At 54.2% G+C, this 20,155-nt stretch carries 15 protein-coding genes; 1 reads left to right on the top strand and 14 read right to left on the bottom strand.

All coding sequences use genetic code 11. The features are described 5' to 3' along the window. Positions 1-146: 146 nt before the first annotated feature. From MKZ24_RS00170 to MKZ24_RS00180, 3 genes are all read right to left on the bottom strand, one after another. Positions 147-923, bottom strand: a complete 777-nt coding sequence (locus MKZ24_RS00170; protein WP_336102344.1) for an SDR family NAD(P)-dependent oxidoreductase — start codon at positions 921-923, stop codon at positions 147-149. A gap of 75 nt (positions 924-998) precedes the next feature. Next, on the bottom strand, positions 999-1,820 hold the full coding sequence (locus MKZ24_RS00175) for an acetoacetate decarboxylase family protein (protein WP_340780904.1): 822 nt from the start codon (positions 1,818-1,820) through the stop codon (positions 999-1,001). A gap of 24 nt (positions 1,821-1,844) precedes the next feature. Then, positions 1,845-3,785 (bottom strand): NAD(P)/FAD-dependent oxidoreductase, encoded by a 1,941-nt coding sequence (locus tag MKZ24_RS00180; RefSeq protein ID WP_340780905.1) that lies wholly within the window; start codon positions 3,783-3,785, stop codon positions 1,845-1,847. A gap of 119 nt (positions 3,786-3,904) precedes the next feature. On the opposite strand from MKZ24_RS00180, the gene MKZ24_RS00185 reads away from it, so the two are divergent. Next, entirely contained in the window at positions 3,905-5,191 is a 1,287-nt protein-coding gene (locus MKZ24_RS00185; protein WP_076247244.1) for a PucR family transcriptional regulator, read from the top strand. Between the two features lie 347 nt (positions 5,192-5,538). Here the strand turns inward: MKZ24_RS00185 and thrC are convergent, their stop codons facing one another. From thrC to MKZ24_RS00240, 11 genes are all read right to left on the bottom strand, one after another. Further along, positions 5,539-6,927 (bottom strand): threonine synthase, encoded by a 1,389-nt coding sequence (thrC, locus tag MKZ24_RS00190; protein WP_340780906.1) that lies wholly within the window; start codon positions 6,925-6,927, stop codon positions 5,539-5,541. A 221-nt stretch (positions 6,928-7,148) separates the two neighbouring features. Next, positions 7,149-7,643 (bottom strand): CYTH domain-containing protein, encoded by a 495-nt coding sequence (locus MKZ24_RS00195; protein ID WP_042133743.1) that lies wholly within the window; start codon positions 7,641-7,643, stop codon positions 7,149-7,151. Between the two features lie 94 nt (positions 7,644-7,737). After that, positions 7,738-8,283: a hypothetical protein gene (locus tag MKZ24_RS00200; protein WP_042133741.1), complete on the bottom strand. Its 546-nt coding sequence runs from the start codon at positions 8,281-8,283 to the stop codon at positions 7,738-7,740. A 1,203-nt stretch (positions 8,284-9,486) separates the two neighbouring features. Further along, positions 9,487-11,208 carry an adenine deaminase gene (locus MKZ24_RS00205; RefSeq protein ID WP_340780908.1) on the bottom strand — a complete coding sequence of 574 codons (1,722 nt, stop codon included), beginning with the start codon at positions 11,206-11,208 and terminating at the stop codon, positions 9,487-9,489. Positions 11,209-11,230: 22 nt separating this feature from the next. Next, on the bottom strand, positions 11,231-12,304 hold the full coding sequence (locus MKZ24_RS00210) for an ABC transporter ATP-binding protein (RefSeq protein ID WP_336102350.1): 1,074 nt from the start codon (positions 12,302-12,304) through the stop codon (positions 11,231-11,233). Between the two features lie 30 nt (positions 12,305-12,334). Then, a complete protein-coding gene (locus MKZ24_RS00215; RefSeq protein ID WP_039310212.1) occupies positions 12,335-13,123 on the bottom strand; it encodes an ABC transporter permease in 789 nt (262 codons plus the stop codon). A gap of 4 nt (positions 13,124-13,127) precedes the next feature. Next, positions 13,128-13,946, bottom strand: a complete 819-nt coding sequence (locus MKZ24_RS00220; RefSeq protein ID WP_039310210.1) for an ABC transporter permease — start codon at positions 13,944-13,946, stop codon at positions 13,128-13,130. Next, positions 13,939-14,910, bottom strand: a complete 972-nt coding sequence (locus tag MKZ24_RS00225; RefSeq protein ID WP_340780916.1) for a nucleoside hydrolase — start codon at positions 14,908-14,910, stop codon at positions 13,939-13,941. Before MKZ24_RS00225 ends, MKZ24_RS00220 begins: the two co-directional genes overlap by 8 nt. A gap of 2 nt (positions 14,911-14,912) precedes the next feature. Continuing rightward, positions 14,913-16,004 (bottom strand): ABC transporter substrate-binding protein, encoded by a 1,092-nt coding sequence (locus tag MKZ24_RS00230; RefSeq protein WP_340780918.1) that lies wholly within the window; start codon positions 16,002-16,004, stop codon positions 14,913-14,915. A 315-nt stretch (positions 16,005-16,319) separates the two neighbouring features. After that, positions 16,320-16,664, bottom strand: a complete 345-nt coding sequence (locus tag MKZ24_RS00235) for a hypothetical protein (RefSeq protein WP_039310202.1) — start codon at positions 16,662-16,664, stop codon at positions 16,320-16,322. 558 nt (positions 16,665-17,222) lie between these two features. Beyond that, positions 17,223-19,757, bottom strand: coding sequence for a beta-mannosidase (locus tag MKZ24_RS00240; protein WP_340780920.1), 2,535 nt, complete (start codon positions 19,755-19,757; stop codon positions 17,223-17,225). Positions 19,758-20,155: the final 398 nt, after the last annotated feature.

The following is a 20,155-nucleotide window of genomic DNA, read 5'->3' on the forward strand; positions in this document are numbered from 1 at the left end:
CACTTTTCAGCCGTAATTTCCGACAAATTCCGCTAGATTCCGCTTGTGAAAAAAAGCACCTGCATAAATGCAGGCGCTTCGTCTAATATGCAATGTTTATGCAGTGTTTATGCAATCTTTTATACAGCTTCTATACGATGCAGCTTCTATACAATCGTCCAGCCGCCGTCTACAAACAGAGTCTGACCGGTAGTGTAGCTGGAGGCATCCGAGGCAAAATACAGCACCGCCCCGTTCAGCTCCCCCGGATTGCCGGGCCGGCCCATCGGACAGACCGCGTTGTACATCCGCAGCGCCTGCTCGGTGAACAATGTGTTCTCCGTCATCTCGCTATGGAACAGGCTGGGGCCGATCGCATTCACAGTAATGCCGTGCTTGGCATACGTAGCCGCCACACCCCGGGTCAGGTGGATCACTCCGCCTTTGGCCGCATTGTAGGAATGGGTAGGAATCGAAGCCGATGCCGTGAGGCCCAGCATGGAGGCGGTATTGATGATTTTGCCGTATTTGCGTTCCTTCATGTGGCGGATGACATGCTTCGACATCAGGAAGACACCCTTCAGATCCGTATCGAGAACGCGGTCCCAGGCTTCTTCCTCCAGCGCATCAATCGGCACAGAGTCCACCACACCGGCGTTGTTCACCAGAATATCAATTTGGCCAAAAGTCTCCATCACCTTAGAGACTGCGGCGATAATCTCATCTTCTTTTCTAACATCACATTCAACAGGGATAATCCGCCGCTCCGGATATTTGGCGCGAAGCTCTTCGGCCACTGCTGACAGCTTGTCGTATCGTCTGGCCAGTATGGCCACATCCGCACCCTGATCAGCCAGCATGTCAGCGAACTGCACACCGATTCCGCTGGACGCACCGGCAATAATGGCTGTCTTGCCTGTTAAATCAAAAAGGTTGATCATCATAATCCTCCTCAAATTTGTCAGATTAGGCTATAACCATGAATGTCTCCGTCTTTGTACCTGCACCAATGTTTCCTTTTATAAAGAGCTCTCCGCAGTCTCAGGCTGCAGCTTGTTCTCCCACCAGTCCCAGCGGAGATAGCAGTAGGGCAGGAACTCCATCGGATGGAGCGGTTCCAGCACCTTACCCTTCTCCAGCACATTGGTACTGACGGTATAGACGGCTCCCAGCATCTTAACGACTTCAAGCTCACTCCACGGATCATGCGGGGATTCCTGGAACATAACCGATGCTTCCGCAGCTTTATACACCTTGACGTCGCTGACCAGACGCTGGGTCACGAGGATTGGCATAAGGTCGAACCCGTTTCCGTCCACCGCATTGGAATATTTGATATTGTACAGCGGGATGTCCTTGCCGTAGAATTGCTCCAGAATCCCTTCAGCTTCAGGATCATTGAAGACTTCACCCATTTGAGCGTGTATGCTGAAAAAATCAATCCCCTGCCGGCCGATCGAGCCGCTGATGGAGTCACCTTCTACCTGCATGCGGACATCCGCCATCTTCTTCGGCAGCCCGCACACCTCACGGCCCATCGCCATGCCAATGTCGCTGGTGATCGGCATCGACAGGCAATAGTTGCCCAGCTCCCCGTTGTAATCGGCCAGCACGAACAATCCGGCTTCACGGTAAGGCGGACAGAAATTCGTTGCCGGGTAATCGGCTATAAAGGCATTCACCAGCGGCCGGCCCGCAGGCTTCAGCGGCTTCGGCAGCAGCCGTTCAATAATCTCCTTCTTCGTCTCCCAGTAGACCGTCAGCATCTCCGCATCATAAAAGGTCGTCGGCTTGCCTCCGTACTGCCGGATATCGGCCAGGCTTTTCACAAAACTCCCCATACATGATCCCTCCTCGAATTGGTATTACTTCAGCACATAAGCGGTCTCGAAGCCGGACTGAATGGCCTGGCCAATTCTGCCCGGCTTCGCGGCGTCGCCAAGCACCTTCACCTGCGGCATCGCCCGCTTAAGCTCATCCACGAAACCGCGTTCCGGCTTAACACCGATGGACAGAACTACGGCATCGGTATCCTGAACGGAAATATCACCCGTTGATACATTCTCCAGCACTACAGCACCCTCCCGCACCTCCACCAGCTTCGTTGAGGCCAGCAGCTGTACACCGTTCTTCTTCAGCCGGGTGACGATATCGATCAGGTTCGGCAGATAGGCATCGGGTCCGACCCTTGGCTGCATCTCCACCACAGTGACCTGATTCCCCTGTTCAGCCAGATATTCCGCCGTCTCCAGACCTGTCATTCCTGATCCAATTACCACAGCCCGCTTATCCCTGATTACTGCCGCCCCGCTGAGCACATCCACCACTGTGCTGACATGCTCACCAGTCACTCCGGGGATTGCCGGAACAATTGGCCGGGCCCCGGCAGCTACGAATACCGCGTACGGGTCAAGCGCCTGCAGCTCCTCCAGCGTTGGCTTCTCTGACAGCCGCACATCCACATGCAGCTGTTCCAGCTGATGCTCCATGCTGTCCAGGAACCAGTTCAGCTTCTCCTTCAGCGGCGGACGGCTGCCCAGCTCCACACTGCCGCCCAGCACATCGCGCGCCTCGAACAGCACAGGCTTGAACTTCCGCTGCGCCAGAACCCGCGCTGCCTCCATGCCTGCCGGTCCGCCGCCGACCACGGCCACGACTCTGCCGTCTCCGTTCTGCTGCGGCTCAGGGAATTCCAGCTCCCGGCCTGCCCTGGCATTGACCGCACACTTGATCACCTTGCACTCCATCACTTCCTGGATGCAATACAGACAGGAGATACAGGTTCTGATCTCTGCTTCCCGGCCTTCCGCCGCCTTATTGCCCCACTGCGGATCAGCCAGCAATGCTCTGCCAAGCGCCACGAAATCGGTATTGCCTTCTTCCAGCAGACTCTCGGCAAAATCCGGTTTGCGGATCACATCACAGGCGATGACCGGAATCTGCACGGCCTGCTTCATTGCGGCGGCAAGATGCTTCTTCCAGCCCTGCGGATAGGAGATCGGCTCGATAATCGTATTCGACGACTCATAAGTGCCAGCACTTACATTAATGCAGTCCACACCGAGCTTCTCCAGCTGCTGCGCGGTAAGCAGCGCTTCTTCGAGCGTAATCCCGCCCGGCACGAATTCATCCCCGTCAATCCGCACAGAGACCGGGAAGCCTGCTCCGCAGGTCTTCTTGATCCCCTGCACAATCTCGCACAGGAACCGCATCCGGCCTTCCAGTGCTCCGCCGTATTTGTCGGTCCGCAGATTGGTCAGCGGGCTGAGAAATTGACCGATCAGATAGCCGTGGGCGCCGTGAATTTCAACCCCGTCGATTCCTGCCAGCTGGGCAATGTACGCCCCGAAGACGAATTTGCCCACCAGCACTTCCACTTCCTCTGTCGCCAGCTCCCGGGGCATTTCACCGATGGCTGAGGACATGACTGCACTCGGGGCGACAATCTGCTTGCCGCCGATTAGTCGGCCATGATTCTGCCGGCCCGGATGCTGGAGTTGTAGGAATATCCGGCTGTCATGGCGGTGTACAGCCCGGGCCAGCTTTTCCAGGCGGGGAACATACAGCAGGTCGCTTGCGTTCAGCTGATTGGGTGTGCCCACTCCCGTCTCATTGTCCACGCGGGTAATCTCCGTAATAATCAGACCGCAGCCCCCTGCAGCACGTTCTTCATAGTAAGCAATCATCTCATCCGAGGCTTCGCCGCTGGCCGCAGCCAGTGATGTGCCCATAGCAGGCATCACAATCCGGTTTCTAAGCTCAAGGCGTCCTATTCTTCCTGCTGCAAACAGTTTCTCGTATTTCATCTGCTCAGCACCTCCACCCTTAGTGTAAGTCCGCCGAGACTTTGTGAATATATTTACAAGCGCCAAAAATCACTTCTTTATAGTGCACAGTGCACTATGATAATAAGGGGGCGATACCAATGGATATTTCCTTAAATGAACCGCAGCGTGACAGACTCGAAACCGAGCATTTCACCGCAGCCTTATTCACGGCATACATCTCTGGGGCCGGCCTTGCCGGCATTGTACAGACAGCTGCAGGACTGCTGCACAATCCCGTGATTGTTTTTGACGCAAGCTTCAGAATTGTCGCCCATTCCGGGCGTGAGGATATCGATGATTACATCTGGAGCGAGAACATCCGCAAGGGGTACTGCTCTTATGATTTCATTGCGGCTGTGAACAGAATGGAGAGTGTCCGGCGGGGCAAGCAGAGCGATGCTTCCTACGAAGTGGCCTGTGAAGAAACCTCCAACACCAAGCTGATCTCCAAAATAAAAGTAGGCGGCAAACCAATCGGCAATGTGCTGCTCCTGGGCTGCAAACATCCCTTTCGGCCCATAGACAGTGAACTGCTGTCCCTCACCGCCACCGTGCTTGCCGAAGAAATGGGCAAGAGCAGCTACTACCGGAACGCCAAGAATATAAAAGTAGAGGATATCATCTGCGGGCTGCTGGAGCTGCAGCTGCAGGACAGCAATACCCTTCAGGAGCGGCTGCAGTCAGCTGACTTAAGGCTCGGGAAGGACCTGCTTGTGCTGCTGTTCGATCTGACCGGATACGTCGATTCGGGGCGTTATGATGACTATTTAAGAGAGCGCTTGCAACTTTTATTTCCCGGCAGTCCCTGCGCCTATTATGAGGGACGGATTGTGCTGATTCATAACGGCAGCCTCTCCCGGGAGCTCGCCTTCGGGCCGCTGCAGGAATTCCTCGGCCAGACCGGAGTCAGTCTGGGAATCAGCAGCATATTCTCCAGTCTCAATCAGTGCAGACTGCACTATCTTCAGGCGCAGAGCGCTATCCGGATCGGCCGGATTCTCTGCCCGGAACGCCAATTGACCTATTATGCCGATGTCCAGCTCTACGAGCTGCTGCCTGCAGAGGTGCTGTCAGGCGGGGAGCAGCGCTACCGCCATCCGGAGCTCCGGAAGCTGAAGGAATACGATGCCGCCCATCAGTCCAGCCTGTACCACACCTTCTACATCTATCTCAAGCATAACCGCAATATGCAGCTCGCTTCCGAAGAGCTGTACATTCACCGGAATACCCTCCGGTACAAGCTCGACCAGATCAGCAGACTGCTGGAGACCGGCTTCAGCGATTCTGAGAAAATGCTCGCCTACTACGTTTCCTACAAAATCGCCGATTTCTGCGAGAAGGCCCGGGAGCAGCAAGCGCAGCAGGAGGCGCTGCCTTTGCGGTAAGGGAAGGCCCGGTATATTGGCCGGGTGGCGAGGAGCTGCTGCTAACTCTGGCTTGATGGGCGATGCGCTTACCCTTACTCATACACACGCACACTCTTACCCATCCCCCTCCTCTTACTCATACACACGCCCACGCTCTTACTCAGCCAGGAAGCTGCCTGGCCGGATTTCATAACTATATAGAGTCTCCCCGAGACTAGCCGCAGCATTGATGCAGCGCGGCGGCTAGCACTATTCGTTACAAGACACTAAGCACAGAACATAAACAGCCCCCGCTCCAGAAGGAGAGCGGGGGCTGTACTATTCCTATTCAGAGAGCGGGGACCTGTATAGACCCCCGAACCTTTTTAACCGTAAAAAGCCTGCAGCTGGCGCACAATCTCCGCCTTATCATGATCGACCACAACCTGATGCTGCGGTAGCTCGAACAGGGCAGCAATCTGTGCCGGGAATTCCTGCTTGATGCCGGTCAGGGCAATCGCCTCGTCGAACTTGGCCGGATGCGCTGTCGCGAAGGCGATGCTTGTCTCACCAGGGGCGCTGAATTTCTCGTAAGCCGCAACCCCGCAGGCCGTATGAGGGTCCAGCAGATAGCCGGATTCCTGCTCGTATTTGCTGATCGTCGCAAGGCATTCCGCATTCTTGACACCCAGCGCCGAGAAGTCGGCCTGCACCCGGGCAAACAGTTCGCCGTCAACCGTGATGGCCCCCTCACTCTGCAACGCAGCCATATATCCGGACAGCTTCACTGTATCCTCACCGAGCAAATAATACAGATAACGCTCGAAGTTGCTTGCTACCTGGATATCCATTGACGGGCTGTAGGTGCCCGTGAAGCTGCCCGGTTTGTATTCGCCGGTTAACACGAACCGTTCGAGAATGTTGTTCTCATTGGTGGCGATAATCAGCTTGTTGATCGGCAGCCCCATTTTCTGCGCCAGGAAGCCTGAGAAAATATTGCCGAAGTTCCCCGAAGGCACGCTGATATTCACCTTCTTCTTGTCACTCTCCGGAAGCTGCAGATAGGCATAGAAATAATAGACCGTCTGCGCCAGAATACGCACGAAGTTGATCGAGTTGATCGCCCGCAGGTGATACCGTCCCTTGAAGTCGAGGTCGGCGAACAGCTCCTTGATGATCTTCTGGCAATCGTCGAAGTTACCCTCCACGGACAGGTTCAGCACGTTGCTGTCATCCACGGTCGTCATTTGCAGCTCCTGTACCTTGCTGACCTTGCCGTGCGGATGAAGAATACAGATTTTGATGCCTTCTTTACCGCGTACGCCCTGGATTGCAGCCGCTCCGGTATCGCCCGAGGTTGCGCCGAGAATATGAATAATTTCGCCCCGTACCTTGGCAATATAGGAATACAGCTCACCCATGAACTGCAGCGCCACATCCTTGAAGGCAAACGTAGGCCCGTGGAACAGCTCCAGCACATACAGGGAGTCGTTTACTTTGTGCAGCGGCGTGACTTCCGGAGCGCGGAAATTGCCGTAGCTGGTGTAGACCATTTCTTTCAAGTCATCATAGGGAATTTCGTCATTGGTATAGTAGGAGAAAATCTCAAGGAACAGCTCCTGGAAGCTGAGGCTTCTCCATTCTTCAAGCTTTTCAGGGGAAACCGTAGGAATCTGAAAAGGCACCATCAACCCGCCATCATCCGCCAGCCCCATCAGAACCGTGTCAATAAAGCCTCTTGCTTCCACCTTGCCTCTTGTACTTACATACTCCATATCCGCCTCATCCTCCTGAACCCCTCTTTATTTAACCTGCTGATATTAACTGACCATATAACAATACTCGCCATCATTCTTAAGTTCAGCTTATATGGTGCTTAATTTTACTTTACATAGTAACACGTTTACGCGTTAAAGTCCGTTAATTATTGGCGTTATTTTTTAAAATAAAGCGAAGTTTCGCCCGTATCCTATTCACCGCATTATGCCTATGGACACTATTTGTTCTGCAGCTGCTTCCAGACGGTTTTGTTGCTGTACTTCTTCTCTGTGCTGACATCCTGGCCGAACCATTCCGGGGCGATGAAGCTCTCCGCTTCCTCCAGCGAATCGAATTCAACCTCCAGCACCGTAAGCTCCAGCTGAGTGTAGAGATCAATCTCCACCGTCGTGCCGTTCCATACGCCTGTGATGCGGGTTTTGACCAGTGCTACAGCTTTCACAGCCTCGATCATCTGATTATATAAGCCTGCCGAAATGGAATATTCGATCTCCTGGCGGCTGATGCCTTTGCCATCCTTGAACGTATGTGTGTAAGAAACTTCGCCCGTATCCAGGTCGGTAATTTTGCGTACCCGCAGCTCCTGCCCGTCCTCAATCGCTAAATACGTCTGGTCAATGCTGTGCCGGGTGAGCACCTTCAGCTGTCCTTCTTCAATAAGCCGCTCCGGGTATTCCGGCAGCAGGAATTTGCGTTCAATCTCCATAGCCATGCTGTTTCTCTCCTCTGTGTACGAGCCTAATGTTACATATTATTTATCATCATAGGGGCGGGTCCTACGCAAGTCAACCGGAAGCGGCGGATTCTCACGGAAACAGGCGGTCGATCGACCCGATGTCATAATCGTTGATGATTTTAAAAGATCCGCTGCTGTACTTGTCTCGCCGGGAGGAGTCACCGATTGAGATATACTTGGCGTCATCCACTCTAATCGAGAATCGGTAGTATTTGTTCACATCGATATGAATCCAGTAGCTTCTGGTGAAATCATGGGAAGCATAAGAGCTTCTTAACTTCACGCCGGCAAAAGCATTCATGATCCCCGCGATTTCTGCCGGATCGGTCACCGTGACCACGACGTCATCAGCCGTTTCCGGCAAAGACCGGGTAATTTCTATCGAGGTGATATCCTGCAGGCTGATGCGGCTGGACACCCTTGCCTCGAAAGAGGTGAACATCTGTACAATCGTACCTACGTGATAAACCGCAAGCCCCAATAGGAAAATAATCAGGAAGACCCGGCCCAGCGTAAGCTTCTTCCGCTTTTCCGGCTTCCCCCGCCTTCCAGGCCCTCCCCGCTCTCCCGGCTGCTCCACATTCTCCGGCCCGTTCAACCGTTCCGTCTCCGTCACTCCAAGCACCTCCTCCGAAATCAAACATTGCTTCCATTATATACAATATTGGTTACAGTAAAAACCTCGCTTGCTACGAATGGGCGCTTAAACTTGCTCCTGCTATGTGTGTTTAGGGACAACACCTTTCGCCGAACAATAAGGTTGGGGCTTGGCGGGAGTTGGCTGGAGCTGGGACTTGGCAGGGGCTTGGCGGGAGTTGGCAGTGCTTGGCGGAGTTGATGATGCTTAGCGGAGTTGGCTGGGGCTTGGCGGAGTTGGCGGTGCTTAGCGGAGTTGGCTGGGGCTTGGCGGAGTTGGCGGTGCTTAGCGGAGTTGGCTGGGGCTTGGCAGAGTTGGCGGTGCTTAGCGGAGTTGGCTGGGGCTTGGCGGGACGGCGGTGCTTAGCGGAGTTGGCTGGGGCTTGGCGGGACGGCGGGGTTTGGCGGGACTTGCGACTTGCGAGAGCGGGGCCTTGGCGGGATTTGGCGGGACTTGCTAAGGCTTTTCCACTCCTTGACTAGTAAGAGGAATGAGATTCCGTTATTTGGTCAGATCAGGCGAAATCACTGGCCAATCGGACTGAGATTCCGCTATGCGTCCGCATATGCCACGTTTTGAGCTCGAAGTCACAAGTTAACGGAATCTCAGTCCGCTTCACTCTACTAATGATCCCACTAAGGCCCACTTTTGGCGGATTCAGGGGCACTAATCCACCTCGTTCCCGCCTGACGCCCACTTCCGGCGAACTTCATTCCTCTCTCCAGCCCACTTCCCGCGGATTCAAAGGGATTTATCCCTTTCATTCTTCCATACAACCCACTTCTAGCGGATTTAGTGGGATTTATCCCTTTCATTCTTCCATACAACCCACTTCTAGCGGATTTAGTGGGATTTATCCCTTTCATTCCTCCATACAGCCCACTTCTAGCGGATTTAGTGGGATTTATCCCTTTCATTCCTCCATACAGCCCACTTCTAGCAGATTTAGTGGGATTTATCCCTTTCATTCTTCCATACAGCCCACTTCTAGCAGATTTAGTGGGATTTATCCCTTCCATTCTTCCATACAGCCCACTTCAGGCGGTGAATACAGAGGTACTGCTGAATAACAAAGAAGGGCATCCCATCGGGACACCCTTCTCCTCCAGCTCTTCCGCCAGCTCCCCCGCTAGCCCCTCTGCCAACTCTTACGCCTAATCCCGCTGCAATCCCCAGCTCCCCTTACTCGTCCCCAAGCGGGAATAGCAGCGGCACGACCTTGCCGGCTCCGACATCAATCAGGCCGTGGTCCGTGATCTTCAGCGCCGGGCTGACCGGCAGCGAATGGGTGCTGATGGACATAATCGGGTTGTAGTGATTGTAGCCCAGCGATTCCATCGCCGTGCGCAGCGCCAGCACCTGCTCCGCAGTCTCGGCCAGCGGCGCTTCGGTCAGGATGCCGCCGACCGGCAGCGCCAGCAGCGCGAGCACCTCGCCGCCGCAGGCGACGCAGAAGCCGCCCTGCTCGGCAATCACTGTATTGGCGGCCAATACCATGTCCTCCGCGTTATGTCCGACAACCAGCAGATTGTGGTTATCGTGCGAATACGTAGTCGCGATCGCGCCGCGCTTGATCGTGTCTCCGCCGATCAGGCCATAGGCACGGTTGCCGTTCTTGCCGTACCGCTCAAAGGTCGCGATGAGACCGCAGCCGGTCTCCTCCCACTGCAGGAGGCCGTCCTTCACTCCGGCCTCCACATGCTTCTCCTCGGTAAACGTGGACACGTTGTTGACCATCATGACGCGGGCGCCATAGCGGCCGTCCGGTAGCGCAGCAGGCACCGTGAAGTCAGCCTCCGCCAGCGGCTCCAGCTGCACACTCTTATAGAAGTGAGCCGGGAACTGCGGCTCACTCATGACCTGTGCCTGCGGGCGCTTGCGGTCAAAGACCTGCAAGCCCCGCTTGTACACCGCCTCAATCGCGAAGCTGTCCAGATCGGACAGCAGGAGGTAATCGGCGGTTTTGTTCGGTGCGATTACGCCGCGGTCATCCAGCTTCATCCGCCGCGCCGGGGTGAACGTAGCCGCATAGACTGCGTCCTCCGGCGTCATGCCCATGGCGATGGCTTTGCGGACCAGGTGATCCAGATGGCCGGTCTGCACCAGCGAATCGGTCATGACATCATCCGTCACGAAGCAGAAATGCTCACTGACCGGATGACCGATCAGATACTCCACGACTTCAGGTGTCATCGATTTCTCCTGGATCTCGATGAACATTCCGGCTGCGATCCGTGCGGTCAGCCCCTCGATACTCTGGTGGGTATGATCGGAATCAATCCCCGCATAGATCAGGCGGTGCAGATCGAGGTCCAGCAGCTTCGGCGTATGCCCTTCAATGACCAGGCCCGGATAGCGGCTGCGGACATGCTGGAGGATGCGGTTGCTTTTCCCCTCAGGATCACGGATCACATCCACAAAGTTCATGACCTCGCCCAGGCAGATCATCCGCTGCGTCTCCATCAGCTCGTCGATATCAGAGATCTCAATGGAGCCTCCCGTAGTCTCCAGCGGAGTTGCCGGCACCGAGCTCGGAATCGCATAGAACATGTCCACCTGGCAATCCCGGCTGGCCCGGATCATCTCATGGACGCCCTCTACCCCGAACACATTGGCCATCTCATGCGGCTCGGGAACAATCGTGGTTACCCCGTGCTGCAGAATACCGTAGGAGAACGTCTCCGGTGTAATCATCGTGCTCTCAATATGCAGATGAATATCGATGAGGCCGGGCACCAGATACTGCCCCTTAGCATCAATGATCTCGGCAGCCACAAACGTCTCTGCACCAAGAGGACCTACGTAGAGAAAACGTCCTTCCTTAACGGCCACATTCGCCGTCTCGAATCTTTTATAGTAACTGTTGTAGACCTTAGCGTTCAGTATAAGTTGATCTGTATTCATCGTGTATGCTCCTTATGACGCGCTACTGCACCAGCACCAGCTTCTCTTTTGGAAAATAAACCGTGACCTGCTGTCCCTGAATGAACGGCTGCTCCATCTCCTGATTGACCGTGAATACCCCAAGCTCAGTCTCTACCTGATACTGGTAGCTGCGGCCGAGATACGTGCTGACCTGCACTTTACCGGTCAAAACATTCCCCTCCATGCCTGTGCCCGTATCCGCCACGCCGCCGCCAAGCAACTGCAGATCGTCAGGGCGAATCGCACCCAGCAGCCCGGTATTTCCCTCGCCGCCCGGCCGCTTAGCCGCCTGGAATTTCAGCTCACCACGGCTCAGCTCAATATCCGAACCTTCATCATTCCGTCCGTCAAAAGCAATAAAGTTCCCGAACCCGATAAACCGGGCCACAAATTCACTGGCCGGATATTTGAAGATGTTCGCCGGATGATCCAGCTGCTCGATCTTGCCGTTATTCATAACGGCGACCTGATCGGAGATCGAGAAGCATTCCTCCTGGTCATGGGAGACGTAGACGGTGGTGATGCCCAGCTCCTGCTGGATACGGCGGATCTCCACCCGCATGTTGACCCGCAGGTTGGCATCGAGATTGCTCAGCGGCTCATCGAACAGCAGCAGATCCGGCTCGATGACAAGCGCCCGGGCAATCGCTACCCGCTGGCGCTGGCCGCCGGACAGGGCGCCCGGCAGTCTTTTCTCAAAACCGCCCAAACTGACCGTCTCCAGCATCCTGTTCACCCGCTTCTTAACCTCCGCTTCCTTCAGCTTGCGCAGCCGCAGGCCGAACGCCACATTGTCAAACACCGACAGATGCGGGAACAGCGCATAGCTCTGGAACACGAAGCCGAAATTCCGTTTCTCCACCGGAACCTTGGTATAATCCTTGCCGGAGAACATGAAATTCCCTGCCTCGGCATTCAGGAAGCCGGCGATCAGCCGCAGTGTGGTTGTTTTGCCGCAGCCGCTGGGTCCGAGCAGGGAGAGCAGCTGGCCTTTTTGCAGCGACAGGTTGAAATCCTCTAAGATCAAACGGTTGTCATAAGCAACCGATACATGTTCAAGACTGAGTAGTGACATTGCTCTAGGCCCCCATTATCATTGAATAGGTTATCGTTTGGTGAAATAGGCGAAGCCCATCAGCCGCTCGATGATGAACATCAGCGCTGCCGTGAGCACCATCAGAATGACCGAAATCGCGGCAATCGTGGGATCGAAGTAATTTTGCACATAGGTCAGCATTTGAATCGGCAGGGTACTGATCCCCGGGCCTGTCATGAACACGGAAATATCCACATTATTGAACGACTCCAGGAATGCGATCAGAATAGCCGCCAGAATTCCTGAGCGGATGTTGGGCAGCACGACTTTGAAGAAAGTGTATACTCGGGTCGCCCCCAGGCTCTGCGCCGCCTCTTCTACCGCGAAATCGAAATTCTCCAGACTCGAAGCAATCACCCGGATAATAAAAGGCAGCATAATCACCGTATGTCCGATCAGCAGCCCCGCCACAATCGGCAGATTATACACCACAATCAGATAACGCAGCAGTGTGAAGCCCAGCACAATCCCGGGAATCAGCACCGGCGACAGGAATACCGCATTCAGCGTGTCCCGCCCGCGGAACCGGTAACGGCTCAGCGCGTAAGCCGCAGGCACACCCAGCAGGAGCGCCAGCAGATTGCCGAGCAGCGAGATGACAATGGAAGTCCTGAAGGTCTCCATGAAGGCGCTGACCTCAAAGATGTTCTTGTACCACTTCAGCGAAAAGCCCTCCGGGGGGAATTTCAGGACCGTGCCCGGCTCAAAGGAAGTAATGGAGATGATCACGAGCGGACCCAGCAGAAAAATAAAGACCAGCAGCGTGTACAGGGACAGCATGCGGTTACCTTCCTTCATATTCTCACCCCTTCGGATTCAGGCGGTTAGCCCAGGCATTCATCAGCCCAACCACCACAAATGTAATAACGATCATAATTACCGCGATCACCGAAGCCGCCTGCCAGTCATTCAGCGTCATCGCGTTCTGATACAGGAAGGTGGAGACCACCCGTTCCTTACCGCCGAGCAGCGCCGGCGTGGTATACGCCGTGAGACTGCCGACGAAGACCAGAATCCCGCCGATGATCAGTCCCGGCACGGTCAGCGGGAAGGTGATTTTGCGGAACGCGGCAAACGGGGAAGCACCCAGACTGCGCGCCGCCCGGACCAGCTCATGGTCCAGATTCTCCATCACGCCGAGCAGCGTAATAATAATCAGCGGCAGGAACAGATGCACCAGCCCGATCATCATCGCGGTCGGCGTATACAGAATGTCGAGCGGCTTCGCGATCAATCCGGTGTTCACCAGGAACGAGTTGATCAGCCCTTTTTTGCCGAGAATAATCATCCAGCTGAACGAGCGCACAACGGGACTGGTCAGCAGCGGAAAAATCGACAGCGCAAGCAGAAGGCTCTTCTTACGCGCGCTGGCCCGCGAGATATAATAAGCCGCCGGATACCCGAGCACCATGCAGACCAGCGTAGTCACTACACTTACCCGGAGCGTAGTCAGCAGGATGCGGTTAAAGTACCCGTCGCGGAAAAAATACAAATACCCTTCCAGCGTCAGCTTTCCGTCCTGCACAAAGGTGGAGGCAATGGTCAGCGTGATCGGGACCAGCATGAAGGCCGCCAGGAATAAGAGGCCCGGCAGCAGGAGAAGCAGCACTCTTTTATTCATTCTCATGACTCCCGTCCTTCTTCGGTTCTTGATTCAAGCTATTAATGAAGTACTCCAGAAAAGCCGGCGCGTCCACCTCCAGACAGACACCGGCATTGGCCGGCTTGTTCAGCCTGTTCTGGAAATCGCAGACCGTCTGCCCGTCGCATAGCTCGCTGCGGGTTTCCACGTCCACGTAATACTTCTGCACATTAACAAACTCCCGGTTCAGCGCCACACCTACCGCCAGCGGATCATGCAGCGCACAGGCCTGCACACCGTTACGTTCAAAATAGCGCGTACGGTAGTCCGCCGTACTCTGCTCCACATATTCGCGAACCGCCGGAATACGCAGCTTCGCGATATCCTCCGCGCTAAGCAGCGCCCGGCGGGTTACATCCAGCCCGACCAGCGTCAGCTGCGGGAAGCCCGCAGCCAGCACCAGCTTGGCCGCCTCCGGATCGACATACATGTTGTATTCCGCGGTCGGCGTGATGTTGCCGAAGCCCTGCACCACACCACCCATCACAATCACTTCGGCGGCATGCTGCGTAAGCTCCGGACATTTGTGCAGCGCGCGCGCCAGATTGGTCAGCGGCGCGGTCATAATCAGCGTGACCTCACCGGAATGCGCCAGCACCTGGCGGATGATGAAGTCCTCCGCCCGCTCTGCTTCCGCCTGCTTCGTTACCGTCATGTCGCGCAGTGCACCGCCGATGCCGTCCGAGCCGTGCACACGGTGTTCGAACACGGTATCACGGACAAGCGGTTTGTCCGCTCCGCGAAAGACCGGAATCTGCCCGGATACGCCGAGCAGCTCCAGAATTTTGCAGGTATTCAGGGTCGCCTGATCCAGCGAGACATTGCCGCTGACTGTGGTGATCCCCAGAATGTCGAGCTGTCCGCTCGTGACGGCCAGCATAATTGCCAGCGCGTCATCCACCCCTGTGTCTACATCGAGAATGACTTTTTTACGCCCTGTCATCCTTAGCCGCCAATCTCACGGTTGAAGCGGTCAGTCCACACGGAGATATGCTCGTTCACGAAGGACATGTCCAGCTTGCGCAGCTTGCTGATTACCTCTGCACCGTACGTTACGCCTACCGCTTCTTCATCCGTCAGCACAACTTCTGTATTCACCGGGGAATCGACTTTGGCTTTGGCCGATTTCTCCTGCACTTCCTGGCTCAGCTGCCAGTTGATGAACTCTTCAGCAAGCTCCTTGTTGTCACTGCCTTTGACCACGTTGAGCGTATTCATTACGGCATAAGCACCTTCAGACGGTGCTACGAACTTGGCATCCGGCACGGCTGCCTGGAGATCCTTGAAGTACATTTCCATAATCGGACCGCCGGCAATTTCCTCCTGGCCGAACATATTTACATACTCCGAAGTCTGGGAGTAATATTTGACCACATTGCTGTCCAGCTCCTTCAGCTTCGTGAAAGCTCCATCTTCATTGAACTCGGTACCGCCCGACACGAGCGATGCCGCATCCACAATCATTGGACCCGCTGTGGCAGTAATCGCCGGCAGCGCCAGGTTCTTGTCGAACTTACTCCACATATCTGCCCATGAACCGACTTCTCCTTCAACAAGTGCCGGGTTATAGGCAATTCCCAGCCGGCCAACGGTATATGCCGGACCATATTCTTCACCGAGCGGCGCTTTGGCGATATCATAGATCTTATCGATGTTTGGAATATTGCTACGGTCAATCGTTTCGAACAGTCCCTCATTGATAGCCTGCTGCGCATAATAATCAGACAGGTAGACTACATCCACATCGGAGCTGCCCTGGCGGATTTTGTTCAGACGCTCGGCGTTGTTGCCGATCTCGACGACGATTTTGACATTATGCTCTTGCTCAAACGGAGCGTAGACGGCTTCCTTGAAGAAGTCCTCCGAGAATCCCCAGGTTGAGACCACTAATTCCGTTGGCGCACCCGCAGATGTTGCTTCCGGTGTAACTGCATTGTCCGTACCGGCGCCGTTTGTCGCAGCGGTATTGTTGTTGCCGCAAGCGGCAAGCAGAGAAGTCAAAGCAAGAGCAAGGCCTGTAGTCATTAGTTTATTCATTAGTAAATAACCTCCCAAATGTAATTAAATATGCGGTACAATTCCAGCGGTCATCCTATACATACGGCATGTTCTGTCAGTCTTCCATTAAGCAATCGGCAGCAGACAACGGATCAGCAGCACCTCCTGTTGGTAATAAAAACTTGGTTTTCCTTATTTTTTCACAAAAAAAAGAAAAGCATTCTTGTAGGAACAAGAACACCTTTCTTTGTATAAACAAAGGAAAGAGCTACCCCGTTATAGAAGGACGGTCTTCGCTTAAGATAGATCAAAAGCAAAAATCCGTGATATTCATGATTCATGGACAGGCGTGGTTCATTCCCCGGCCAATATCATATTGGTAAAAGCCCATCCGGTTGGTGCATCATAATCCCTCAGCAGAACCTCAATCGTTAAGCCCATCTCTGCTTCAAGCCGTTCTTTGAATCTCTTCTTAAACAGCAGCGACATCCGGAAGTCCACTTCCTGCTTAAGCTCCGGCGCCTCCCCTTCCAGGGCGGTCGACCGTGGAGACCTGCGGTGCTTGGCGTGAAAGGTAATGACCCGCTGATCGACAGTAACGCGGAGCAGGGTCGTACCGAAGCCAAACAATTCCTTGGAGATCTCATTGTAGATCTGGCACATCTTCTTCTTCTGCTCGCTGTTTTCCAGTTCTGCCATGAAACCACCTTCGAAAACAGAATATCGTACATTCACATCGATAATAATTGCTATTATACATAATTCTAGCTTTTCCGGCAAGAAAAAAGCTGAATATAACATGAAAGTGACGCCAAACCCGAACGATGCAGCTCATAGTTATATAGCTTGTCAATCTATGAGCGGATGATTAGCCCATTTCTGCCCCGGCTTCCGTGAAATGAAGTTAAGCCTGTTTACAGTTAACCTGTTTAATTCTAGATCTTTACTAGACAAGTCCAAGCGGACTGGAGAGCCGTTATTTTGCTGAAAATACCACTTTTTCCTTCCACGCGGACTCAAAAGCCCCTATTGCACCGCTTCATCGTCCAAATGGCCTCCTGAGCGGGAATTAAGGTCTCCTGAGTCCGCAAGCGTGGAAATAATGCTTTATTTCAGACAATAAGGTCTTGTCAGTCCGCAAGCCTGCCCGCTTTCCTCGTAAAAACGGATTCCGCCCATCAAGGGACGAAATCCGTTTCAGCGGGAAATAGAAGGATGCACGATAGCGAATCATTCTAATCGCAACTAATTCTTAATTTAGATATAGTCCGCCATCGAGCGGACCACCAGCCCCGTCGGGGCCGCCGGCGTGAAGTCAGACTCCGCACCGCCGCTAAGCGCAAACTCTACCGTCTTCGGCTCGCCCGGAAGCAGATCGAAGAAGTTGTCGGAGAAGATGCCCTCTTCTTCTACGGTCAGATGCACACCTCTAGCCAGCACATCACTGCTGAGCGTGAAGCTCTTGGCGCTGCCTGGAACTTCCGTCACCGTAATCACCGGCTTGCTAAGCGGGATATCCTTGGCTGCCGCGAAGTAATGCTCCCCACGCTCCAGCACCTGTCCGCCTTCCAGCAGGGAAGCCGTCAGCAGCACTTGAGCCGGCTCGCGGCCTGCCAGCAGTTCAGCAACCGGCAGCGTGAAGACCACCGCTGCCGAATCCGCAGCCACAGTTACCGGCTGCGACCATTCCCGCAGCAGCGCGCCGCTGAAGTCCTGAAGACGGATCACCAGCTCACCGTCCAGCGCCTGGCGCCGGTCGGAGACAGCGTGGATCTTTAAGGTTTCTCCGTCTGTGCCGTCAATGGACAGCAGTATATCCTTGAAGGATTTGCGCACAGTATATTGCAGTGCCTTCCAGCGCCCGTAATAATCCATACCCGCCCAGGAAGCTACCGGCCAGCAGTCATTCATCTGCCAGTACAGCGTGCCCATGCAGTAAGGCTTGTTCCGGCGGTGACTCTCAATCGCGATGCGGATCGCTTCTGCCTGAAGCACCTGGCTCATGTATAGGAACCCTCTGAAATCTTTAGGCTGCGGCAGGTACATATCCATGTATTCTTTGATCAGCTGATTGCCCCGTCCGTTCTTTTGATGGGCCAGCATCACCTTCGACTCCAGCTCCATATCCGCTTCTTCTGCATAGCTGAGCACCGACCTCAGCTCCGGGAAGGACTGGAAGCCATATTCACTCATGAAGCGGCCAACCTTAAGGTTATAGTTCTCAAATGGCTCGATTCCGTGCCATACTCCCCAGTAGTGAATATCGCCTTCGCCCATAATCCGCGTAGCATGCTGATCCTGACCGCGGGTAAGCTCACGCAGCGGTGAGGAAGGCCAGTAATCCACACCCGGATGATTGGCGGCAACAGCGTCAGGCAGAATCTTGTGGAAGATTTCTTCATACGCGGCCCACAAGGTCTGGCGGATTTCAGCACTCAGCTTCTCCTTCCAGCCCCAGCCCATATTCTCCTCGAATTGCGACCAGGCCGAATCAATCTCATTGTTCCCGCACCATACAGCAATAGAAGGGTGATTCCGCAATCTGCGGACATTATATACCGCTTCCTCGCGGATATTGTTCAGGAACGGCTCATCTCCCGGGTACATGCTGCAGGCGAACATGAAGTCCTGCCAGACCAGCAGCCCGTACTCATCACACAGCCGGTAGAACGCCTCCTCTTCATAGAATCCGCCGCCCCACACACGCAGCATATTCATATTGGATTCCACCGCCGTAGCAATCTCATGGCGGTAACGTTCCTCCGTAACCTCAGTTATGAAGCTGTCATTTGGAATATGATTCGACCCTTTAGCGAAGACCGGTACACCATTCAGCTCAAAACGGAATGAAGCCCCATGCTCATCCGGTGTACGGACCAGCTTAATTTCCCGCAGCCCTGTCGTAACTTCCGACACGGCCACCGCTTCCTCTCCCTGCAGCAGCTCTGCACGGAAATTGTACAACTCAGGTAGACCCAGCCCGTTACACCACCACAGGCGCGGCGTATCGATGACGAGCTCCAGCTCCACCACCTGATTGCCCGGAACCAGCGAAGCTGCCTTCATCCATTCGTGCCCTTCGGCTGTTACCCGCAGCAGGCCGCTCCAAGCTTCCGGAGCATCCACTTCAACTACAGCCGTCAGCCGCGCTTCCTTCGGACTCACCGCATTCTGGCGGATGTACAGATCCTTAATTACCGCAATGTCCCGGCCCCACAGCACGGCTTCACGCCAGATGCCGCTGGTCAGGAATCTTGGGCCCCAGTCCCATCCATAGTGGTACGGCGCTTTGCGGGCAAACACACTGATCCGCTGCTCCTGAAGCCCACCGAGCTCGGACTGGTCATTCGGTGCAGGCAGATCATAGCCCAGCTGGGCCAGCTTCGGCAGATCCTCGGTCACTACAGAGCGGAATACGATGCGGATCTCATTCTCTCCAGCCTGCAGAAGCCCCTTCACATTCACAGTCCAGGAACGGAACATATTATCTGCAGACAGGGCATGCACATTGTTCACATACACATCTGCATACGTATCCAGTCCGGCGAATACCAGCTCCGTAACCGCCAGTGTCTGCCATTTCTCTTCTAATGTAAGTGCGGTTCTATATTCCCAGTTCTTCTTGTCGATCCATTGCAGGTCATGCTCATTGGTTCCATAGAAGGGCTGATCTATCACTCCATTCCGGAGCAGATCCGTATGTACCGTTCCCGGTACGACCGCCGGAAGCCAGGCTTCATCTCCGCAGGCTCTAAATTCCCAGTTCGTCAGGTTGATGTGCAGTTGTTTCATAAGTCCTCCTCAAAGTTTTGATAGCATATTCTTCTCCGAATCCACTTCGCATAACTCGCTTCGGAAGCATACGCTTTAATTTTGTTCCAGCATTCGCTTCCATCATTTTATTTTGTTATTTTATTGTTAGCAATAACTTAATTATAACCTTATAAACAGAACAAATAAAGACAATAAATAATAAATGAATACACTTCTTATCGGATAATTCAGCGCTATAATAGTCGCGGAAACGTTAACAATAAACAAAAAGAGAACTACATAATAAGCAATATGTTATTTTCGTTATCTTTTGTTATCCTTATAATCTTCAATTCATCCCTAACAGTCCCTGTGACTGCTGAATATCCCCATCCCAGCCGCTGCATTATGTTACTATTGAAGAGCTTGACCGTAAG

Source organism: Paenibacillus sp. FSL R7-0297 (assembly GCF_038009025.1).
GTDB lineage: Bacteria > Bacillota > Bacilli > Paenibacillales > Paenibacillaceae > Paenibacillus_AQ.

Excerpts from the sequence above, each read along its gene's own strand:
- MKZ24_RS00170 (WP_336102344.1), bottom strand. The coding sequence starts at position 923 with ATGATGATCAACCTTTTTGATTTAACAGGCAAGACAGCCATTATTGCC.
- MKZ24_RS00175 (WP_340780904.1), bottom strand. The coding sequence starts at position 1,820 with ATGGGGAGTTTTGTGAAAAGCCTGGCCGATATCCGGCAGTACGGAGGC.
- MKZ24_RS00180 (WP_340780905.1), bottom strand. The coding sequence starts at position 3,785 with ATGAAATACGAGAAACTGTTTGCAGCAGGAAGAATAGGACGCCTTGAG.
- MKZ24_RS00185 (WP_076247244.1), top strand. The coding sequence starts at position 3,905 with ATGGATATTTCCTTAAATGAACCGCAGCGTGACAGACTCGAAACCGAG.
- thrC (WP_340780906.1), bottom strand. The coding sequence starts at position 6,927 with ATGGAGTATGTAAGTACAAGAGGCAAGGTGGAAGCAAGAGGCTTTATT.
- MKZ24_RS00195 (WP_042133743.1), bottom strand. The coding sequence starts at position 7,643 with ATGGCTATGGAGATTGAACGCAAATTCCTGCTGCCGGAATACCCGGAG.
- MKZ24_RS00205 (WP_340780908.1), bottom strand. The coding sequence starts at position 11,208 with ATGAATACAGATCAACTTATACTGAACGCTAAGGTCTACAACAGTTAC.
- MKZ24_RS00210 (WP_336102350.1), bottom strand. The coding sequence starts at position 12,304 with ATGTCACTACTCAGTCTTGAACATGTATCGGTTGCTTATGACAACCGT.
- MKZ24_RS00215 (WP_039310212.1), bottom strand. The coding sequence starts at position 13,123 with ATGAAGGAAGGTAACCGCATGCTGTCCCTGTACACGCTGCTGGTCTTT.
- MKZ24_RS00220 (WP_039310210.1), bottom strand. The coding sequence starts at position 13,946 with ATGAATAAAAGAGTGCTGCTTCTCCTGCTGCCGGGCCTCTTATTCCTG.
- MKZ24_RS00225 (WP_340780916.1), bottom strand. The coding sequence starts at position 14,910 with ATGACAGGGCGTAAAAAAGTCATTCTCGATGTAGACACAGGGGTGGAT.
- MKZ24_RS00230 (WP_340780918.1), bottom strand. The coding sequence starts at position 16,004 with ATGAATAAACTAATGACTACAGGCCTTGCTCTTGCTTTGACTTCTCTG.
- MKZ24_RS00235 (WP_039310202.1), bottom strand. The coding sequence starts at position 16,664 with ATGGCAGAACTGGAAAACAGCGAGCAGAAGAAGAAGATGTGCCAGATC.
- MKZ24_RS00240 (WP_340780920.1), bottom strand. The coding sequence starts at position 19,757 with ATGAAACAACTGCACATCAACCTGACGAACTGGGAATTTAGAGCCTGC.